11 protein-coding genes and 2 pseudogenes are annotated in these 14,950 nt (G+C 58.3%); 10 read left to right on the top strand and 3 right to left on the bottom strand.

Annotation, left to right across the window (positions count from 1 at the left end; translation table 11 throughout):
- Positions 1–33: 33 nt before the first annotated feature.
- From ntrC to hflX, 6 genes are all read left to right on the top strand, one after another.
- Positions 34–1,506 carry a nitrogen regulation protein NR(I) gene (gene ntrC / locus WDN02_RS15205; RefSeq protein ID WP_337294284.1) on the top strand — a complete coding sequence of 491 codons (1,473 nt, stop codon included), beginning with the start codon at positions 34–36 and terminating at the stop codon, positions 1,504–1,506.
- A 155-nt stretch (positions 1,507–1,661) separates the two neighbouring features.
- The gene (locus tag WDN02_RS15200) at positions 1,662–3,923 is read left to right on the top strand and encodes a PAS domain-containing sensor histidine kinase (protein WP_337294283.1); all 2,262 of its coding nucleotides are present in this window, start codon (positions 1,662–1,664) and stop codon (positions 3,921–3,923) included.
- 26 nt (positions 3,924–3,949) lie between these two features.
- On the top strand, positions 3,950–5,320 hold the full coding sequence (locus WDN02_RS15195; RefSeq protein WP_337294282.1) for a sigma-54 dependent transcriptional regulator: 1,371 nt from the start codon (positions 3,950–3,952) through the stop codon (positions 5,318–5,320).
- A gap of 68 nt (positions 5,321–5,388) precedes the next feature.
- Complete coding sequence (locus WDN02_RS15190; RefSeq protein WP_337294281.1) at positions 5,389–6,249, top strand: D-amino-acid transaminase; 861 nt, start codon at positions 5,389–5,391, stop codon at positions 6,247–6,249.
- 199 nt (positions 6,250–6,448) lie between these two features.
- On the top strand, positions 6,449–6,703 hold the full coding sequence (gene hfq / locus WDN02_RS15185; protein ID WP_337294280.1) for an RNA chaperone Hfq: 255 nt from the start codon (positions 6,449–6,451) through the stop codon (positions 6,701–6,703).
- Positions 6,704–6,735: 32 nt separating this feature from the next.
- Positions 6,736–8,085: a GTPase HflX gene (gene hflX / locus WDN02_RS15180; protein WP_337294959.1), complete on the top strand. Its 1,350-nt coding sequence runs from the start codon at positions 6,736–6,738 to the stop codon at positions 8,083–8,085.
- 13 nt (positions 8,086–8,098) lie between these two features.
- Here the strand turns inward: hflX and mazG are convergent, their stop codons facing one another.
- Together mazG and WDN02_RS15170 are read right to left on the bottom strand one after the other, a co-directional pair.
- The gene (gene mazG / locus WDN02_RS15175) at positions 8,099–8,893 is read right to left on the bottom strand and encodes a nucleoside triphosphate pyrophosphohydrolase (RefSeq protein WP_337294279.1); all 795 of its coding nucleotides are present in this window, start codon (positions 8,891–8,893) and stop codon (positions 8,099–8,101) included.
- Positions 8,894–8,976: 83 nt separating this feature from the next.
- Positions 8,977–9,636 carry a cold shock domain-containing protein gene (locus WDN02_RS15170; protein ID WP_337294278.1) on the bottom strand — a complete coding sequence of 220 codons (660 nt, stop codon included), beginning with the start codon at positions 9,634–9,636 and terminating at the stop codon, positions 8,977–8,979.
- Positions 9,637–10,453: 817 nt separating this feature from the next.
- On the opposite strand from WDN02_RS15170, the gene WDN02_RS15165 reads away from it, so the two are divergent.
- Both WDN02_RS15165 and WDN02_RS15160 read left to right on the top strand, forming a co-directional pair.
- Positions 10,454–10,795: a hypothetical protein gene (locus WDN02_RS15165; RefSeq protein ID WP_337294277.1), complete on the top strand. Its 342-nt coding sequence runs from the start codon at positions 10,454–10,456 to the stop codon at positions 10,793–10,795.
- Positions 10,796–10,837: 42 nt separating this feature from the next.
- Positions 10,838–11,002: a hypothetical protein gene (locus tag WDN02_RS15160; protein ID WP_337294276.1), complete on the top strand. Its 165-nt coding sequence runs from the start codon at positions 10,838–10,840 to the stop codon at positions 11,000–11,002.
- A gap of 286 nt (positions 11,003–11,288) precedes the next feature.
- Here the strand turns inward: WDN02_RS15160 and WDN02_RS15155 are convergent.
- Positions 11,289–12,575: pseudogene (locus WDN02_RS15155) on the bottom strand (ISNCY family transposase); the annotation flags it as partial.
- 117 nt (positions 12,576–12,692) lie between these two features.
- Here WDN02_RS15155 and istA point away from each other — a divergent pair.
- Positions 12,693–14,295, top strand: a pseudogene (istA, locus tag WDN02_RS15150) (IS21 family transposase).
- Positions 14,192–14,920, top strand: a complete 729-nt coding sequence (istB, locus tag WDN02_RS15145) for an IS21-like element helper ATPase IstB (protein ID WP_337291678.1) — start codon at positions 14,192–14,194, stop codon at positions 14,918–14,920. Before istA ends, istB begins: the two are co-directional and overlap by 104 nt.
- The last annotated feature ends 30 nt before the right edge of the window (positions 14,921–14,950 follow it).

The following is a 14,950-nucleotide window of genomic DNA, read 5'->3' as shown; positions in this document are numbered from 1 at the left end:
TGGCTCTCGGGAGCCCTCAGGAGCAAAACTGCAATGGGCGGGAATATTCTCGTCGCCGATGACGATGCCGCGATCCGGACGGTGTTGAGCCAGGCGTTGACTCGTGTCGGCTATGAGGTCCGCACGACAGGCAATGTCGCGACTCTATGGCGTTGGGTGCAAGCCGGCGAGGGCGATCTCATAATCACGGACGTCGTCATGCCTGACGACAACGCGTTCGAGATTTTGCCGCGCATCAAAAAGCTGCGCCCGGATTTGCCGATCATTGTGATGAGCGCGCAAAACACTTTCATGACGGCGATTAAGGCGTCTGAACGCGGCGCCTATGATTATCTGCCGAAGCCGTTCGATCTGCGCGAACTCGTCAATATCGTCGGGCGCGCGATGAGCGAGCCGAAAACACGAACTCGGCCGGAGCCGCAGGTCGATCTCGAGGGTATGCCGCTTGTCGGACGTTCGCCGGCGATGCAGGAGATTTACCGCGTTCTCGCTCGCCTGATGCAGACCGATCTGACGGTAATGATCACCGGTGAGTCAGGCACTGGCAAAGAGCTCGTTGCGCGTGCGTTGCACGATTACGGCAAGCGAAAGAGCGGCCCCTTCGTAGCCATCAACATGGCGGCGATCCCGCGCGACCTGATCGAAAGTGAGCTCTTTGGCCACGAGAAAGGTGCCTTCACCGGCGCCAACCAGCGCTCGGCCGGACGGTTCGAGCAGGCCGAGGGCGGCACGCTCTTTCTCGATGAAATTGGCGACATGCCGATGGAAGCCCAAACACGGCTTCTGCGTGTTCTGCAGCAGGGCGAATATACGACCGTCGGTGGCCGTACGCCGATCAAGACCAATGTGCGGATCGTTGCTGCGACGAACAAAGACCTGCGCAATCTGATACATCAGGGATTGTTCCGTGAGGATCTGTTCTTCCGGCTCAATGTCGTGCCGCTGCGCCTGCCGCCGCTGCGCGAGCGTGCCGAAGACGTTCCCGATCTGGTTTATCATTTCTTTGCGCTGGCGGCTTCTGAAGGGTTGCCGCTGAAACATGTCGAGCAACCGGCGCTTGAGCGGCTTAAGCGGCACCGCTGGCCGGGCAATATCCGCGAACTCGAAAATCTCGTGCGCCGTCTCGCAGCACTTTATCCGCAAGAATCGATCAGTGAGCATTTGATCGAAGCCGAACTCTCGGCTGAAGCTGCGCCGTTCCTGTCGGGCTTTGCGCCGCGCCCCGGCGGCGATGAGCGCGGGAAGGACTCAGATCATACCGACAGCCTGGCCTCGGCTGTTGAACGGCATCTCAACGAATTGTTCCGCGCCCACGGCGATGGTTTGCCGCCGCCCGGCATTTACCATCGTGTCCTGCGGGAGTTGGAATATCCGCTGATTTCGGCTGTGCTTGCGGTCACGCGTGGCAATCAGATCAAGGCGGCGGAGCTTTTGGGCCTCAACCGCAATACTTTGCGCAAAAAGGTCAAAGATCTGGACATCAAGCTGATGCGTCTGCCGCGCTGAGACCACTCGCCCCGGAAATGTCGTAATTCTGCAACAGCGTCACCGCTGTGCAACGCCAGATTTTTCGGGCCGTTCCTGATAAAACAAGCTTGCGACATGCGGGATGAAACAGCCCGCCGGCGAGACCGGCGCGCGGACTTTAAGCAGAGAACCGGATGAGTGAAGCCACGAATGCGCTTGACCCCAAGGTTCCGCGCAGAACGCCGAAGCGCCTGATTTTCGGGCGCGCGGTGGTCGTGCTCGCGATCGCCACGGCGCTAATCAGCTTCCTGATTTTCGCCGGTTACACGTCGATCGCGCCGACCGACGTCGTCGTTCTGCGCCTCTTCGTCCTCAACCTCGTTTGTATTCTGGCGCTCATCGGCTTTGTGATGGTCGAAGCCTGGTCGATCATCGCTGCGCGGCGACGACAGGCAGCCGGCGCGCGGCTGCATATCCGCATTGTCGGGCTATTCACGATCATCGCTATTGTCCCGGCGATTCTCATGGCGCTGGTCGGCTCGATTACGCTCGACCGCAGTTTGAATCCAACGTTCCTGCGCGACGTGCGCGGTTTCATCTTAAGAACGGGAGAGGCGGCGCAATTTTTCCAAGAGGGTCAATGCCGCGTGCTTCTGCGCGAGGCGCAATTGACCGCTTCCGACCTCGATCGCGGCGTCTCGCTCTTCAAGTCAGATCGGCAATTGTTCCACGAATTCTTCTCGTCGCGCATCGAGGCGCTCGGCTTCGGTGCAGCGGCAATGATCCACCCGGACGGGAAGATCGACGACAAGGTCGTTGCAGCGGGCAGGGAGGGCGCGCCAATCGTGCGGCCGCAACCCAACGATTTTGCCGACGCGAGCAAGAACGAACCGTTGTGCATGATTTTGGACGAGGGACGGACCTTCGTCGCGCTGCGTAAGCTGCAAGCCTTTGACGATGCATATCTCTATGTCGCGCGGCCGGTCGGACCGTTCGGCGTCGAATTTGGTCAGCAGGCGCGCCGCCTCATCACGTTCTACGATATGTTCGACGCCTACCGGCACAACATCCAGATCGCCTTTGCGACAATGTATGTGCTGATTGCTCTGATCATGTTGCTCGCTGCGACCTGGGTCGGCCTTGCCTTCGCCAATGGTCTTGTCGCGCCGATCCGGCGCCTTATAACTGCCGCTGATGAGGTCGGCTCCGGCAACCTTGATGCCCATGTCGCCGTTAACCCCTCCGAAGGTGAGTTGGGCCATCTCGGCGAAACCTTCAACAAAATGACCTCCGAGATCCGCTTGCAGCAGAACCGCCTGATTGCCGCGAGCACACTGATCGACGAACGGCGCCTATTCACCGAGGCGGTTCTCTCCGGCGTGCCGGTGGCGGTCATCGGCGTTGACGGGAAGGGCCAGATCACGGTCGTCAATCCATCCGCAGAGAAGCTCATTGTAAGCGAGGATGGCCGCGGCGCCGTCGGCCGTGCCATCGATGATGTGCTGCCGGAAGTTGCGCCCGTGCTTCACGATGCGCGAGGGATGAACGGACGGCTGGCGCGCGGCCAAATTTCGGTCAATAGAGGCGGGCGTGACCGCACCTTCAACTTAGCCGTGACGACCGAACTCGGTGGCGGTACTGAAAAAAATTACGTCATCACGCTCGATGACATTAGCGATCTCGTCACCGCGCAACGGACCGCCGCCTGGGCGGATGTGGCGCGGCGCATCGCGCATGAGATCAAAAACCCGCTGACGCCGATTCAGCTTTCAGCCGAACGGCTGAAGCGCAAATACGGCCGCCTTATTGTCGATGACCGCGATATTTTCGACCAATGTATCGATACGATCGTGCGCCAGGTTGACGATATCAAGCGTATGGTCGACGAATTTTCCGCTTTCGCGCGCATGCCGCGGGCGCAGCTTGTGCAGGACGATGTCGCCGAATGCTTGCGCCATGTGATTTTCCTTATGCGCGTCGGTCACCCGGACATCGAATTTGCCGACGCGCTACCGCAATCGCCGCTGCTTGCCAATTTCGATCGGCGGTTGCTCTCGCAAGCCGTCACCAATATCACCAAGAACGCAACAGAGGGCATTGCAGCGCAAGCGGAGGTCGAGCCCATGAAGGGCAAAATCGCGATTTCGCTGGATGTGACGCCGGAAGGACTTGTCGAAATTCTCATTGCCGATAATGGTAAGGGCTTTCCGAAAGAAAATCGGCACCGCCTGCTCGAACCCTATATGACGACCCGAGCGGAAGGCACCGGGCTTGGCCTGCCGATCGTCGCTAAAATCCTCGAGGATCACGGCGGCGGTATTGAATTGCTTGATGCGCCGGGGGGCCGCGGAGCCTGCGTCCGACTTTATTTTCCGAAGGGTGACACTTCGCACGGCGTCAAAGAGTTTGCCGGGGAAGAACGTTCAACTGCCCTCATTGAGACTGCCAAGTGGTAACGCTAAAAGCGAGAGCTTGAACCTTAATGCCAAGCGACATTCTCATCGTCGATGACGAGGCCGATATCCGTGACATCGTGTCGGGCATTCTGTCCGACGAAGGCCACGGCACCCGCACGGCAAAAAACGCCGAGGAGGCCCTCAGCGCTATCGAGGCGCGGCGGCCGCATCTTGCCTTCCTCGATATCTGGCTGCAAGGCTCGCATCTCGATGGCTTGCAACTGCTGCAACTGGTGAAGACCGCGCATCCGACCTTGCCGATCGTGATGATTTCCGGTCACGGCAATATCGAGACCGCCGTATCGGCGATCAAAATGGGCGCTTACGATTTCATCGAGAAGCCATTCAAGGCCGACAGGCTAGTGCTGGTCGCGGAGAGGGCGCTCGAAGCTTCGCGTCTCAAGCGTGAATTGAGCGAATTGCGCTCGCGCTCCGGCGTCGCCAATCGTATCGTCGGCAAGTCGAGCGTGATCCATCAGTTGCATCAGGTCATCGGTCGCGTTGCGCCGGCGAATTCACGCGTGATGATCACCGGCGCGCCGGGATCCGGCAAGGAACTTGTCGCACGTAGCATTCACGATGCTTCTCCGCGTGCAAATGCGCCGTTTGTTGTCATCAATTCGGCGACAATCACGCCGGAGATGATGGAGATCGAGCTCTTCGGTGTTGAGAGCAAAGACGGCCAGCAGAGCCGCAAGGTTGGTGCGCTGGAAGAAGCCCACGGCGGCACGCTTTATCTCGACGAAATCGCCGACATGCCGAAAGAGACGCAGGGCAAGATCCTGCGGGTTCTGGTCGATCAGAATTTCTTGCGCGTCAACGGTGCAACGCGCGTGAATGTTGACGTGCGCATATTGTCTTCGAGTTCGCGCGATCTCCCGGCTCTTATTGCCGATGGGGCTTTGCGCGAGGACTTGTTCCACCGCCTCTCGGTCGTGCCGATCCGGGTGCCGTCGCTGTCCGAACATCGCGAGGACATTCCGGAACTCATCGAATTTTTCATGGACCAGATATCGTCGACGACGGGTCTGCCCAAACGCAATATTGCCGATGAAGCGATGGCCGTTCTGCAGTCGCACGACTGGCCGGGCAACATTCGTCAGCTCCGCAATAATGTCGAACGCCTGATGATTCTCGCGGCTGGCGATCCCAGCACCGAACTGACGTCCGACATGTTGCCGTCGGAGATCGGCGCTTTGGTGCCCTCGACGCCAAACGGGTCGGGCGGCGAAAGATTAATGAGTCTGCCGTTGCGTGATGCGCGCGAAGTCTTCGAACGCGAATATCTGATCGCACAGATCAATCGTTTCGGCGGCAATATTTCGCGCACGGCCGAATTTATCGGCATGGAACGCTCGGCACTGCATCGCAAATTGAAGTCGCTTGGAATCGATTAGAGCATCGGACCGAAAAGTGGGCAGCGGTTTTCGGATCAATCCGATGCAATTAAACAATTGAGGGCAGGGTGGGGCGTATTGCATATGTAAACGGCCGCTACCTGCCGCAGGCTCAGGCGACCGTTTCGATCGAGGATCGCGGCTATCAGTTCGGCGATGGCGTCTATGAGGTCTGCGAGGTCCGTTGCGGCGCGCTGATCGATGAGGAGCGACATCTTGCACGTCTCGACCGATCCCTGCGCGAACTCAAAATGTCCGCACCTTTGGCGCCCAAGGCGCTGTCGCGGGTTTTGCGTGAAGTTCTGACACGCAATAAAATCCGCGACGGCTATGTCTACGCTCAGGTGACGCGCGGCGTCGCCCCGCGGGATCATGCTTTCCCAGTGCGGGCGGTGCGGCCGAGCCTCGTGGTCACTGCCAAGGCGATCGACCCGGCGAAAGGCGCCCACCAGGCTGCCAAAGGCATCAAGGTCATATCTCTGCCCGACATCCGCTGGAAACGTCCCGATATCAAGACGATCAACCTGCTTCCTAATGTGCTCGCGCGGCAGGCGGCGAAGGAGCAGGGCGCTTATGAAGCCTGGCTCATCGACGCGGATGGCATGGTCGTCGAGGGCGCCGCCTCCAACGCCTGGATCGTGACGCCTGAGAAGATCATCGTGACGCATCAGGTCGATCAGTCGATTCTGCGTGGGGTGACGCGGACCACCTTGCTCGATCTGATTGCGGCGAAGGGCTACCGGCTGGAAGAACGCCGTTTCAGCCTCGATGAAGCCAAGCACGCGGAAGAAGCCTTCATTACTGGGGCGACGACGCTGGTGATGCCTGTCATCGCGATCGACGACGCGCCCGTCGGCGGCGGCAAACCAGGGGCCATCGCGACGAGTTTACGGGCGCAGTTTCACAATTTTGCTAGAGCAACCGTCTAAAGGGCGGGGCAGCGGGAGTTGGAATTTGGCCCTGCATGCCAAGGATAAAGTCTCTCTTGCAGCTATGCCACGCGATAAGGTCTAATACGCTTGGTCGGCTGCCGCTAAAGCTAAGCTGGCGCTGGTCCACCTTGAGTTTTTTTCGTTGCGTCCAGGGTCACGTATTTAACGGGGCCTCAAAAAAGAACAGGAAGAAAAAATGGCGGCCGAGCGCACTCAAAATCTACAAGACACTTTTCTAAACTTCGTTCGGAAAAATAAAGTCCCGCTCACCATTTTTCTGGTCAATGGCGTCAAGCTGCAAGGCGTCGTGACATGGTTCGATAATTTTTGCGTCTTGCTACGGCGCGACGGGCATTCGCAGCTCGTCTATAAGCATGCGATCTCGACGATCATGCCGGGTCATCCGATTCAGATGTTCGAACCCGGCGAAGAGACGCCGGCCGGTTCGTGACGTCCCGGGACGCAGACACGAATACAGCATTGGTGGCGCGGACCCGCGCCTTCGTGATCGGGCCTTATCTCAATGAGCGGCACAAGCGTCGCGCCGATGCCGTTCAGGGAAGCGATAATGCACGGTCGGCGGAAGCGCGGATCGAGGAAGCGCGCGGTCTCGCGCTTGCGATCGACGTTGACGTCGTTGATGCCTGGCTCGTCACGCTCACGCAAATTCGCCCCGCGACCTATATCGGGCCCGGCAAAGTCGAAGAGATTGCGGAACGCACCAAGGCCGAGGCGATTGATCTCGTCGTCATGGATTGCGGACTTTCGCCGGTTCAACAGCGCAATCTCGAGAAGGCTTTCGCCTGCAAGGTGATCGACCGGACGGGGCTCATTCTCGAAATCTTTGGCCGCCGCGCGCTGACTCGTGAAGGCACATTGCAAGTCGAGCTCGCACATCTGACCTATCAGAAATCGCGGCTTGTACGGTCATGGACCCATCTTGAGCGCCAACGCGGCGGCTTTGGCTTTCTCGGCGGCCCCGGCGAGACGCAGATTGAAACCGACCGGCGGCTCATCCAGGAGCGCATCACCCGAATCGAGCGCGATCTCGATAAGGTGAAGAAAACGCGCGGCCTTCACCGGAAGAGTCGTAATGCCGTGCCTTATCCCATCGTCGCGCTCGTCGGCTACACGAACGCCGGCAAATCGACCTTGTTTAACCGGTTGACGCGCGCCGACGTGCTCGCGGAGAACATGCTCTTCGCAACGCTCGATCCGACATTGCGAGCGCTGAAGCTGCCGCGCGGAAGCGAGATTATCCTATCCGATACAGTCGGCTTCATCTCCGACCTGCCGACGATGCTGATTGCTGCCTTCAAGGCCACTTTGGAAGAGGTGCTGGAGGCCGATATCATCCTGCATGTGCGCGATATCGCGCATGATGACAGCGAGGCGCAGCGCACCGATGTCGATAAAGTGCTTGTCGAACTCGGCATCGACATCGAACAACCGGGCCGGGTTCTTGAAGTCTGGAACAAGATTGACGCGGTCGACGCCGAGACCGCTCTTGCGCTGCTTAACGCTGCGCGCCGGCGCCCTGCGAATGCGCGGCCGGTGCTCATCTCGGCGCTCACAGGGCAGGGTGTCGATGCCCTGCTCTCGCGCATCGAAACTTTGCTATCAAGCGAACGCGTCGTCATCGAACTCGCGCTCGATCCAGCCGACGGGCAAGGGCGGCACTGGCTCTATGAGCATTCCGAAGTCTTGAGCCGGAATGAGGGTTCGGACGGCCGGCTGTTTCTCACCGTCAGCGTGCCGCCGTCCTTGGCCGACAGAGTGCGGCAACGTTTCGTCGAAGAGGCGCGGCCGCGCGCTGGGGTCGCGCAACAATAGCCTGAGAGGCAGACTATTTCTCGCGTTCCTTGGCGTCGTTCCAGAGCGCGTCCATTTCTGCAAGACCGACTTCACCCAACTTTTGACCGCGACGGCTGATCTCGGTCTCGATATGGCCGAAACGGCGCTCGAATTTTGCGTTCGTACCGCGAATTGCGGCTTCTGGATCGGCGCCCACATGACGCGCCAGATTGGCGACGGCGAACAGGAGATCACCGATCTCGTCTTGAATTGCGGCGTCGTCCTTGGCATCGAGCGCGGCTTCGATTTCATGGGTTTCTTCGCGGATTTTATCGAGTACGAGGCGCGCATCGTTCCAGTCGAATCCGACTGTTGATGCCTTGCTTTGCAATTTTACGGCGCGGGTCAGGCCGGGCAGCGTCACGGGCACATCGGCGAGGAGACCTGGTTTCTCTTGCGGCCGCCCGGCTTTCTCCTCCGCTTTGATCTTCGCCCACAAGCCTTTGACTTCTTCGGGAGAAAGATCGCGCTTAGCGCCGAAAACGTGCGGATGACGGCGAATCATTTTCGCCGTGATGGCCTCAACCACATCACCGAAATCAAATGCATTCTGCTCCTGCGCCATGCGCGCATGAAAGACTACTTGAAGGAGCAGGTCACCGAGTTCGTCTTTGAGATCGGCAAGATCATAGCGTGCGATCGCGTCGGCGACTTCGTAGGCTTCTTCGATTGTATAGGGCACGATCGTAGCGAAAGTTTGCTCAATGTCCCATGGGCAACCGGTTCGCGGGGCGCGCAAAGCCGTCATGATTTCCAGAAGTCGTTGAATGTCGCGCGACTTTTGCATGGCCGATCAAATAAAGTGGCCGTCCAAAATAAAACGGCGCGAGGGATGGCCTCGCGCCGCGAAATGAAACCCGGAGCGAAAGCTCAGGCGAGGTTGATCGACAAAGCTTCGCGACCTTTCGGCGTATCGACGACGCGCATCGTTACCGCCTGGCCTTCGGCGAGGTGGTGAACGCCGGACGGCCCAAGAATCGAGATGTGAACGAACACATCCTTGCCGCCATCATTCGATTGCACGAAGCCGAAGCCCTTGTTGTCGTCGAACCACTTGACCGTCCCGCCGATCTCCGTTGCAGTCGCAGGATCCGGATGGCGGCGCGCAGGACGCGCTTCGGTGAATCGCGGCGCCGGTGCACGTTCGGCAGCGCCAGCCGTGTCGACCTCAAGCACGCGGGTGACTTGCGCGCCCTTCATGCCGTTGCCAACGTAGACTTTCAGCTTGGCGCCCGGCGGCACAGTCTCATAGCCCGCGCTCTGCAAAGCACCGATATGCAGGAAGGCATCGCCGGTCCCATTGCTCAATTCGACAAAGCCAAAGCCTTTATCGCCTTTGAACCACTTGACGACCGCATCGACCGGCGGGGTGCTCGGGCTAGGGGGCGCTAAATCGGGGCCACCGCCGAAACCGCCACCGCCAAAGGAGGGCCGGCTGCTCCGGCTCGGACGCGGTGCATCGTAGGGTGACGGGCCATCGTCATCAAAACCACGTTTCCTCGGCCCGCGGAAATCTTTACCTTTGCTCATGATATGCCTGTTCTAAACTCACAATTCTGGACGTGCCGCCAACCAAACGGCGCGCGGCAGGTCAATCGTTCCTCAGGTAAATCAGACACACTTGAAAGCGAATGCGAAAAAAGCACCCGGTCATAATGTGCGCGCTGAGCTTGTCCAGAAATGCCGAAAGTCCCGCCTTTCAAATATTGATAACAGATATTCTAGCCCCTTGGCTACCGCTTTTGCGCCAAACTATGACGCTTCCGTTCGTTTATGATTGCGCTCAGCTTACGCTGGCCCTCGAATAAGCGGGCGTTGCAAACGAGGCTCCAATAAGTTCAATGCCTTAGGCCATGCTGTTGTCATAGCAATCCCGAAATGGCACTCGCGGCGCAAAGTAGAGATGGCACTGGAAGACCTTCATAAGGCACAAACCTAGCAGGCCGCGAGCGAAGCGCGCCCCATATAGCGCCGTAGCGAGCGAGCGGCTTTGCGGTGGGAGAACTTCACCAAAGGCAGAATCAAACCATTCGCCATTACGCCAGTGATTCAGCACGAAATTTCATGTAAGAGGGCTATTGCCTAAGCAAGTCCCCATCCACCCCCCCCAGAAGCATCAACAGGCTATTGCAAGAATCATCAAAAGACGAAATACAACAGCTTTGGTCGTTCCAGAGAACAGTTAGCTATGACTTATATTTCGACTCTGGAACCAAGGGATAAATTTGAAATATTCAGAAATAATGGAGAATTCCTAGCAGTATTAAATATCGGTTACACTGACGACATTGATTCGGTAGAAGATTAAGATGGTATAGATTATTCTCTTGTTGTTGGATTAGCGCCGATGATTGGAGGTGATTTTGAGTTCTTTTTTTATATTGTCGGAGTAGATCGCAAGACTGGCAAGCAATATACTTATTGGTCTGGAAAAGAGACTGCCGTTTTTATAACAAATATACATGATCGGGTAGCAATACTTGGTAAAGTCCTTGAAGGAATTGTAGAATTAGTCAATTTAGCTGAACCTACCCGTGTCTGTATGTTCGCCTACGATGAACCTTTACCAGAAAAAGCTCTGTTCAAGCTTCTGGATGTAAAAGAGACCTTTCACAAATTGGGGTTCAAGGTTGAGGAACTCCCGAAAGCTCAGGGCCATCTGGGATGGTCTATGGAACGTAACACTTGATTGAAATGTTTCAGCGATATAAGATCGCCTTTGGAGGTTGCTATGAACCGTGAACGCCTAATGGAGCTGATGCTATCAGCCGAGGAGCGCACCCAAGGCTATCTCCGTGCTTGGGTTAAGCGCGAACCCAAACTTGGGCAAGCTCTCCGCAATAAAAAGCGGCCGCTCAAATCGCAAGATGCAAAACAAGAAGCTCGCTGCGCTTAATATCAAAGCTGAGTTTTGGATGAAAAACGCCCAGATGGGGCGTTTTTCATTTTAACGGGCACACTACGTCAAAACACCCCCAGCCAGAAGGTCGCGCAATCACCTATTCCGCAGCCTCCTGAAATCCCGCCCGCGGCTTGAGCCTTCTCTTACGCTTTCGCGCCGGCAACTTCCCCGCAATCTGCCGTGCCAGCATCATCGCTGCGTTCAGACGACCGCCGGCGCCGATCTCCTCGATCGGACTCTCGACTTTCGGAGAAACCGGCTCTTTTGCCTCGACCGGCACGAACATATGGTTCGTCTGGCCACTGCGCCTCGGCGCGCTACGGCTCCGCGTCTTTGGCGGTATATTCGCTTGAAGCTCCCGGCAAATATTGAGGGCTTCACTCAACCGCTTGTTCTCGACGATCGGCCCTTGATCAATCCTGGCGACCCGATCAAACGTCGTATAGGGCAGGGACTTGCCATTGTGCCGAACCTCAACGCGTCCATCTGGGAGGTCGTAGATCCAGACACGCTTGCGCGCGAGGCCTCGGGTCACCTCGTTCGGTTCAAGAAGGAACATGACGCGATCGTATTGAACCGTCGGATTATAAGTGACCGTCCTTTCCTCGCGCCAGGCAAAACTGCCGTCCAAATCATCCGCAGGACCCAAAGGCCGATGAAGATCCTTGTCGTTGCGCGGCGGCTTACCGAAACGCGCATTATAGTCCGCCATAAACCAGCCCAGGAAGCCGTTCGCAGCATCCATGTCGCTGATACCAGCCAACCGGAGTTCCTTCACCAGGCGGTCCTGAAGCGTCTGATTGGCCCGCTCGACACGGCCTTTGGCCTGCGAGCTGTTCGCGCACAAGATATCGATGTTCAGCTCGTGCAGCGCCCGTCCAAACTGCGTCATGCCATCGCCGCCAACGGCATGCGTCTTCGACACCCGGAACACCGAGTGCTTATCGCTGTAAAACGCGATCGGCTTGCCATGGCATTCAAGGTACTCACGCGTCGACTGAAAATAAGCGAAGGCGCTTTCGCTCGTGACAAACTTCAAATGCATCAGCCGGCTTGTTGCATCGTCAACAAACACGAGTAGGGTGCATTGCGGCCCTCGCTCCTCAAACCACCAATGATCGGATCCATCGATCTGAACCAGCTCGCCGAGGCAATCACGTCGATTCCTCGGCTGATGAACGTCCTTGCGACGATCCTTCCGCCGCGTCCACAAGCTATCCTCAATCATCCACTTGCGCAGCGTCTCGCGGGAGAGCCTGTAGCCGTGCACCTCAGAAAGCTTCTCGGCCGCCAGCGTTGGCCCGAAATCAGAATAGCGTTCCTTCACGACCTCCATGACCAGATCGCGGACTTCCGGCGGCAGGCGGTTATTGCTCGGCTTCCCGCGGCGCTTCGAGACCAGACTCCTTGCGCCATCCTTCCGAAAACCCGCCAGAATGCGGAAAACCTGGCGCCGCCGCAGCCCCATCATGGCGCCGGCATCCTCAGCCGATATCCGGCCCGCTCTCAAATCCAGCAAAACATCGAGACGAGAAAACTCTCGATCGCTCATCGACACCACCGCCATCTGGCTGTGATCCGGCGTGGAATATTGACCCCCGTAGATAGGGGGATCGGCGTGGAATATTGACCCCCTGAGAAGTGTTTGCAGTGTGCCCGCTTTGGATTGAGCGGGCGGTGGGGGATGCTGGTTGTGGAGACGATTGGCCGGATACGGCGGGAGCATCTAGTCAAGGGTAAGTCGATCAAGGAGATCGCGCGCGAGTTGAAGATCTCTCGCAACACCGTCCGCAAGGTGCTGCGGTCGGAAGAGACATCGTTTTCTTATGAGCGGGAGGTTCAGCCGCGTCCGAAGCTGGGGCGCTGGAAAGCCGCGCTCGATTTGATGCTTACGGGGAATGTCGGCAAACCGGCCCGCGAGCGGTTGACGTTGATCCGGCTTTTCGAAGAGCTGCAAGCCAAAGGCTATGATGGTGGCTATGATGCCGTCAGGCGCTATGCCCGCAGTTGGAGCCGGGAGCAAATAAGCGTCACGGCTGAGGCCTATGTGCCTTTGTCATTTGCGCCGGGCGAGGCCTACCAGTTCGACTGGAGCCACGATGTCGTGGTGATCAATGGCGTGACGACGACCGTGAAGGTCGCGCACGTCCGTCTCTGCCATAGCCGCATGATGTTCGTCCGAGCCTATCCGCGTGAGACGCAGGAGATGGTGTTCGACGCGCATGAGCGGGCCTTTGCCTTCTTCAAGGGTGCCTGCACGCGTGGCATCTACGACAATATGAAGACGGCGGTAGAGACAATCTTCCTCGGCAAGGACCGCCAATATAATCGCCGCTTCCTGCAGATGTGTGCACATCATCTGGTCGAGCCCGTTGCTTGCACGCCGGCGTCCGGCTGGGAGAAGGGTCAGGTCGAGAACCAGGTTGGTCTCGTGCGTGAGCGCTTCTTCACGCCACGGCTGAAGTTCAAGACCTATGACGAGTTGAACGCTTGGCTGACCGACAAGATCATTGCCTATGCCAAGATGCATCCGCACCCGGAACGTCCCGAGCGTACGATCTGGGAGATGTTCGAAGAGGAGCGGCCGCAGCTTGTTGCTTATCGCGGCCGGTTCGACGGATTCCACGCGCTCCCGGCGTCGGTGTCGAAGACCTGCCTGGTCCGCTTCGACAACAATAAATACTCGGTCAATGCCGCGGCCATCGGGCGGCCCGTCGAGATCTTCGCCTACGCCGACCGGGTCGTGATCCGTCAGGAGGGCCGCGTCGTTGCAGAACACGCGCGCTGCTATGGGCGCGGCGAGACGATCTACGATCCCTGGCATTATGTCCCGATCCTCGCCCGCAAGCCCGGCGCCTTGCGCAATGGCGCCCCGTTCAAGGACTGGGTGCTGCCAGCTGCCCTGGAGCGTGTCCGGCGCAAGCTCACCGGGTCCAATGATGGCGATCGGCAGATGGTCAAAGTTCTCGCGGCTGTGCTGACAGACGGCTTGCCGGCGGTCGAAGCCGCCTGCGCGGAGGCCCTGGCCGAGGGTGTTTATAGCGCTGACGTCATCCTCAATATCCTCGCGCGGCGCCGCGATCCCGGTCCCTCGCCCATCATCCTTACCCCGGAGGCGCTTAGGTTGCGGCATGCGCCTGCCGCCGATTGTGCCAGATACGATCAGCTCAGGATCACATGATCATGGAACGTACCGAAGTTCTCGACATGATGAGCAACCTCAAGCTCTTTGGCATGAGGAATGCCTACGACGAGACCCTTGCAACAGCTGTCAAACGTCAGCATGAGCCGCAGCACTTCGTCGGCGATCTTCTCAAGGCCGAGATCAACGAGAAGCACGCCCGATCCATCAAATACCAGCTGACGGTCGCCAAGCTGCCGCTCGCCAAGGATATCGATGACTTCCTGTTCGCCGACACACCCATCAACGAGAGCCTGGTGCGCGATCTCGCCGGCGGTAACTTCATCGTCGAACAGCGTAACGTCGTTCTCGTCGGCGGTACCGGAACCGGTAAGACACATCTCGCCATTGCCATTGCACGCGCCTGCATCCGCGGCGGGTCACGCGGCCGGTTCTTCAACGTCGTCGATCTCGTCAACCGCCTCGAGGCCGAGGGACGCGCCGGCCGCCAGGGGCGCCTTGCCGATTATCTGACGCGCCTCGACTTCATTATCCTCGATGAACTTGGCTATCTGCCCTTCGCCCAGGCCGGCGGCCAGCTTCTCTTCCATCTGATCAGCAGGCTCTATGAGCGTACCTCGATCCTGGTGACGACCAATCTCGCCTTCGGCGAATGGCCGAGTGTCTTCGGCGATCCGAAGATGACCACCGCGCTGCTCGATCGTCTCACCCATCACTGCGACATCGTCGAGACCGGCAACGAAAGCTGGCGCTTCAAGAACCGCGCCTGATCAGGTAGCCAAGCGCGTTGTAACTCCAGT

Origin of the sequence: Methylovirgula sp., assembly GCF_037200945.1 — a bacterium.
Taxonomy (GTDB): Bacteria; Pseudomonadota; Alphaproteobacteria; order Rhizobiales; family Beijerinckiaceae; genus Methylovirgula.
Note: the sequence above shows the minus strand (reverse complement) of the source record. Positions and strands in the feature narration are given on the sequence as shown.

Excerpts from the sequence above, each read along its gene's own strand:
- ntrC (WP_337294284.1), top strand. The coding sequence starts at position 34 with ATGGGCGGGAATATTCTCGTCGCCGATGACGATGCCGCGATCCGGACG.
- WDN02_RS15200 (WP_337294283.1), top strand. The coding sequence starts at position 1,662 with ATGAGTGAAGCCACGAATGCGCTTGACCCCAAGGTTCCGCGCAGAACG.
- WDN02_RS15195 (WP_337294282.1), top strand. The coding sequence starts at position 3,950 with ATGCCAAGCGACATTCTCATCGTCGATGACGAGGCCGATATCCGTGAC.
- hfq (WP_337294280.1), top strand. The coding sequence starts at position 6,449 with ATGGCGGCCGAGCGCACTCAAAATCTACAAGACACTTTTCTAAACTTC.
- mazG (WP_337294279.1), bottom strand. The coding sequence starts at position 8,893 with ATGCAAAAGTCGCGCGACATTCAACGACTTCTGGAAATCATGACGGCT.
- WDN02_RS15170 (WP_337294278.1), bottom strand. The coding sequence starts at position 9,636 with ATGAGCAAAGGTAAAGATTTCCGCGGGCCGAGGAAACGTGGTTTTGAT.
- WDN02_RS15165 (WP_337294277.1), top strand. The coding sequence starts at position 10,454 with ATGATTGGAGGTGATTTTGAGTTCTTTTTTTATATTGTCGGAGTAGAT.
- WDN02_RS15160 (WP_337294276.1), top strand. The coding sequence starts at position 10,838 with ATGAACCGTGAACGCCTAATGGAGCTGATGCTATCAGCCGAGGAGCGC.
- istB (WP_337291678.1), top strand. The coding sequence starts at position 14,192 with ATGGAACGTACCGAAGTTCTCGACATGATGAGCAACCTCAAGCTCTTT.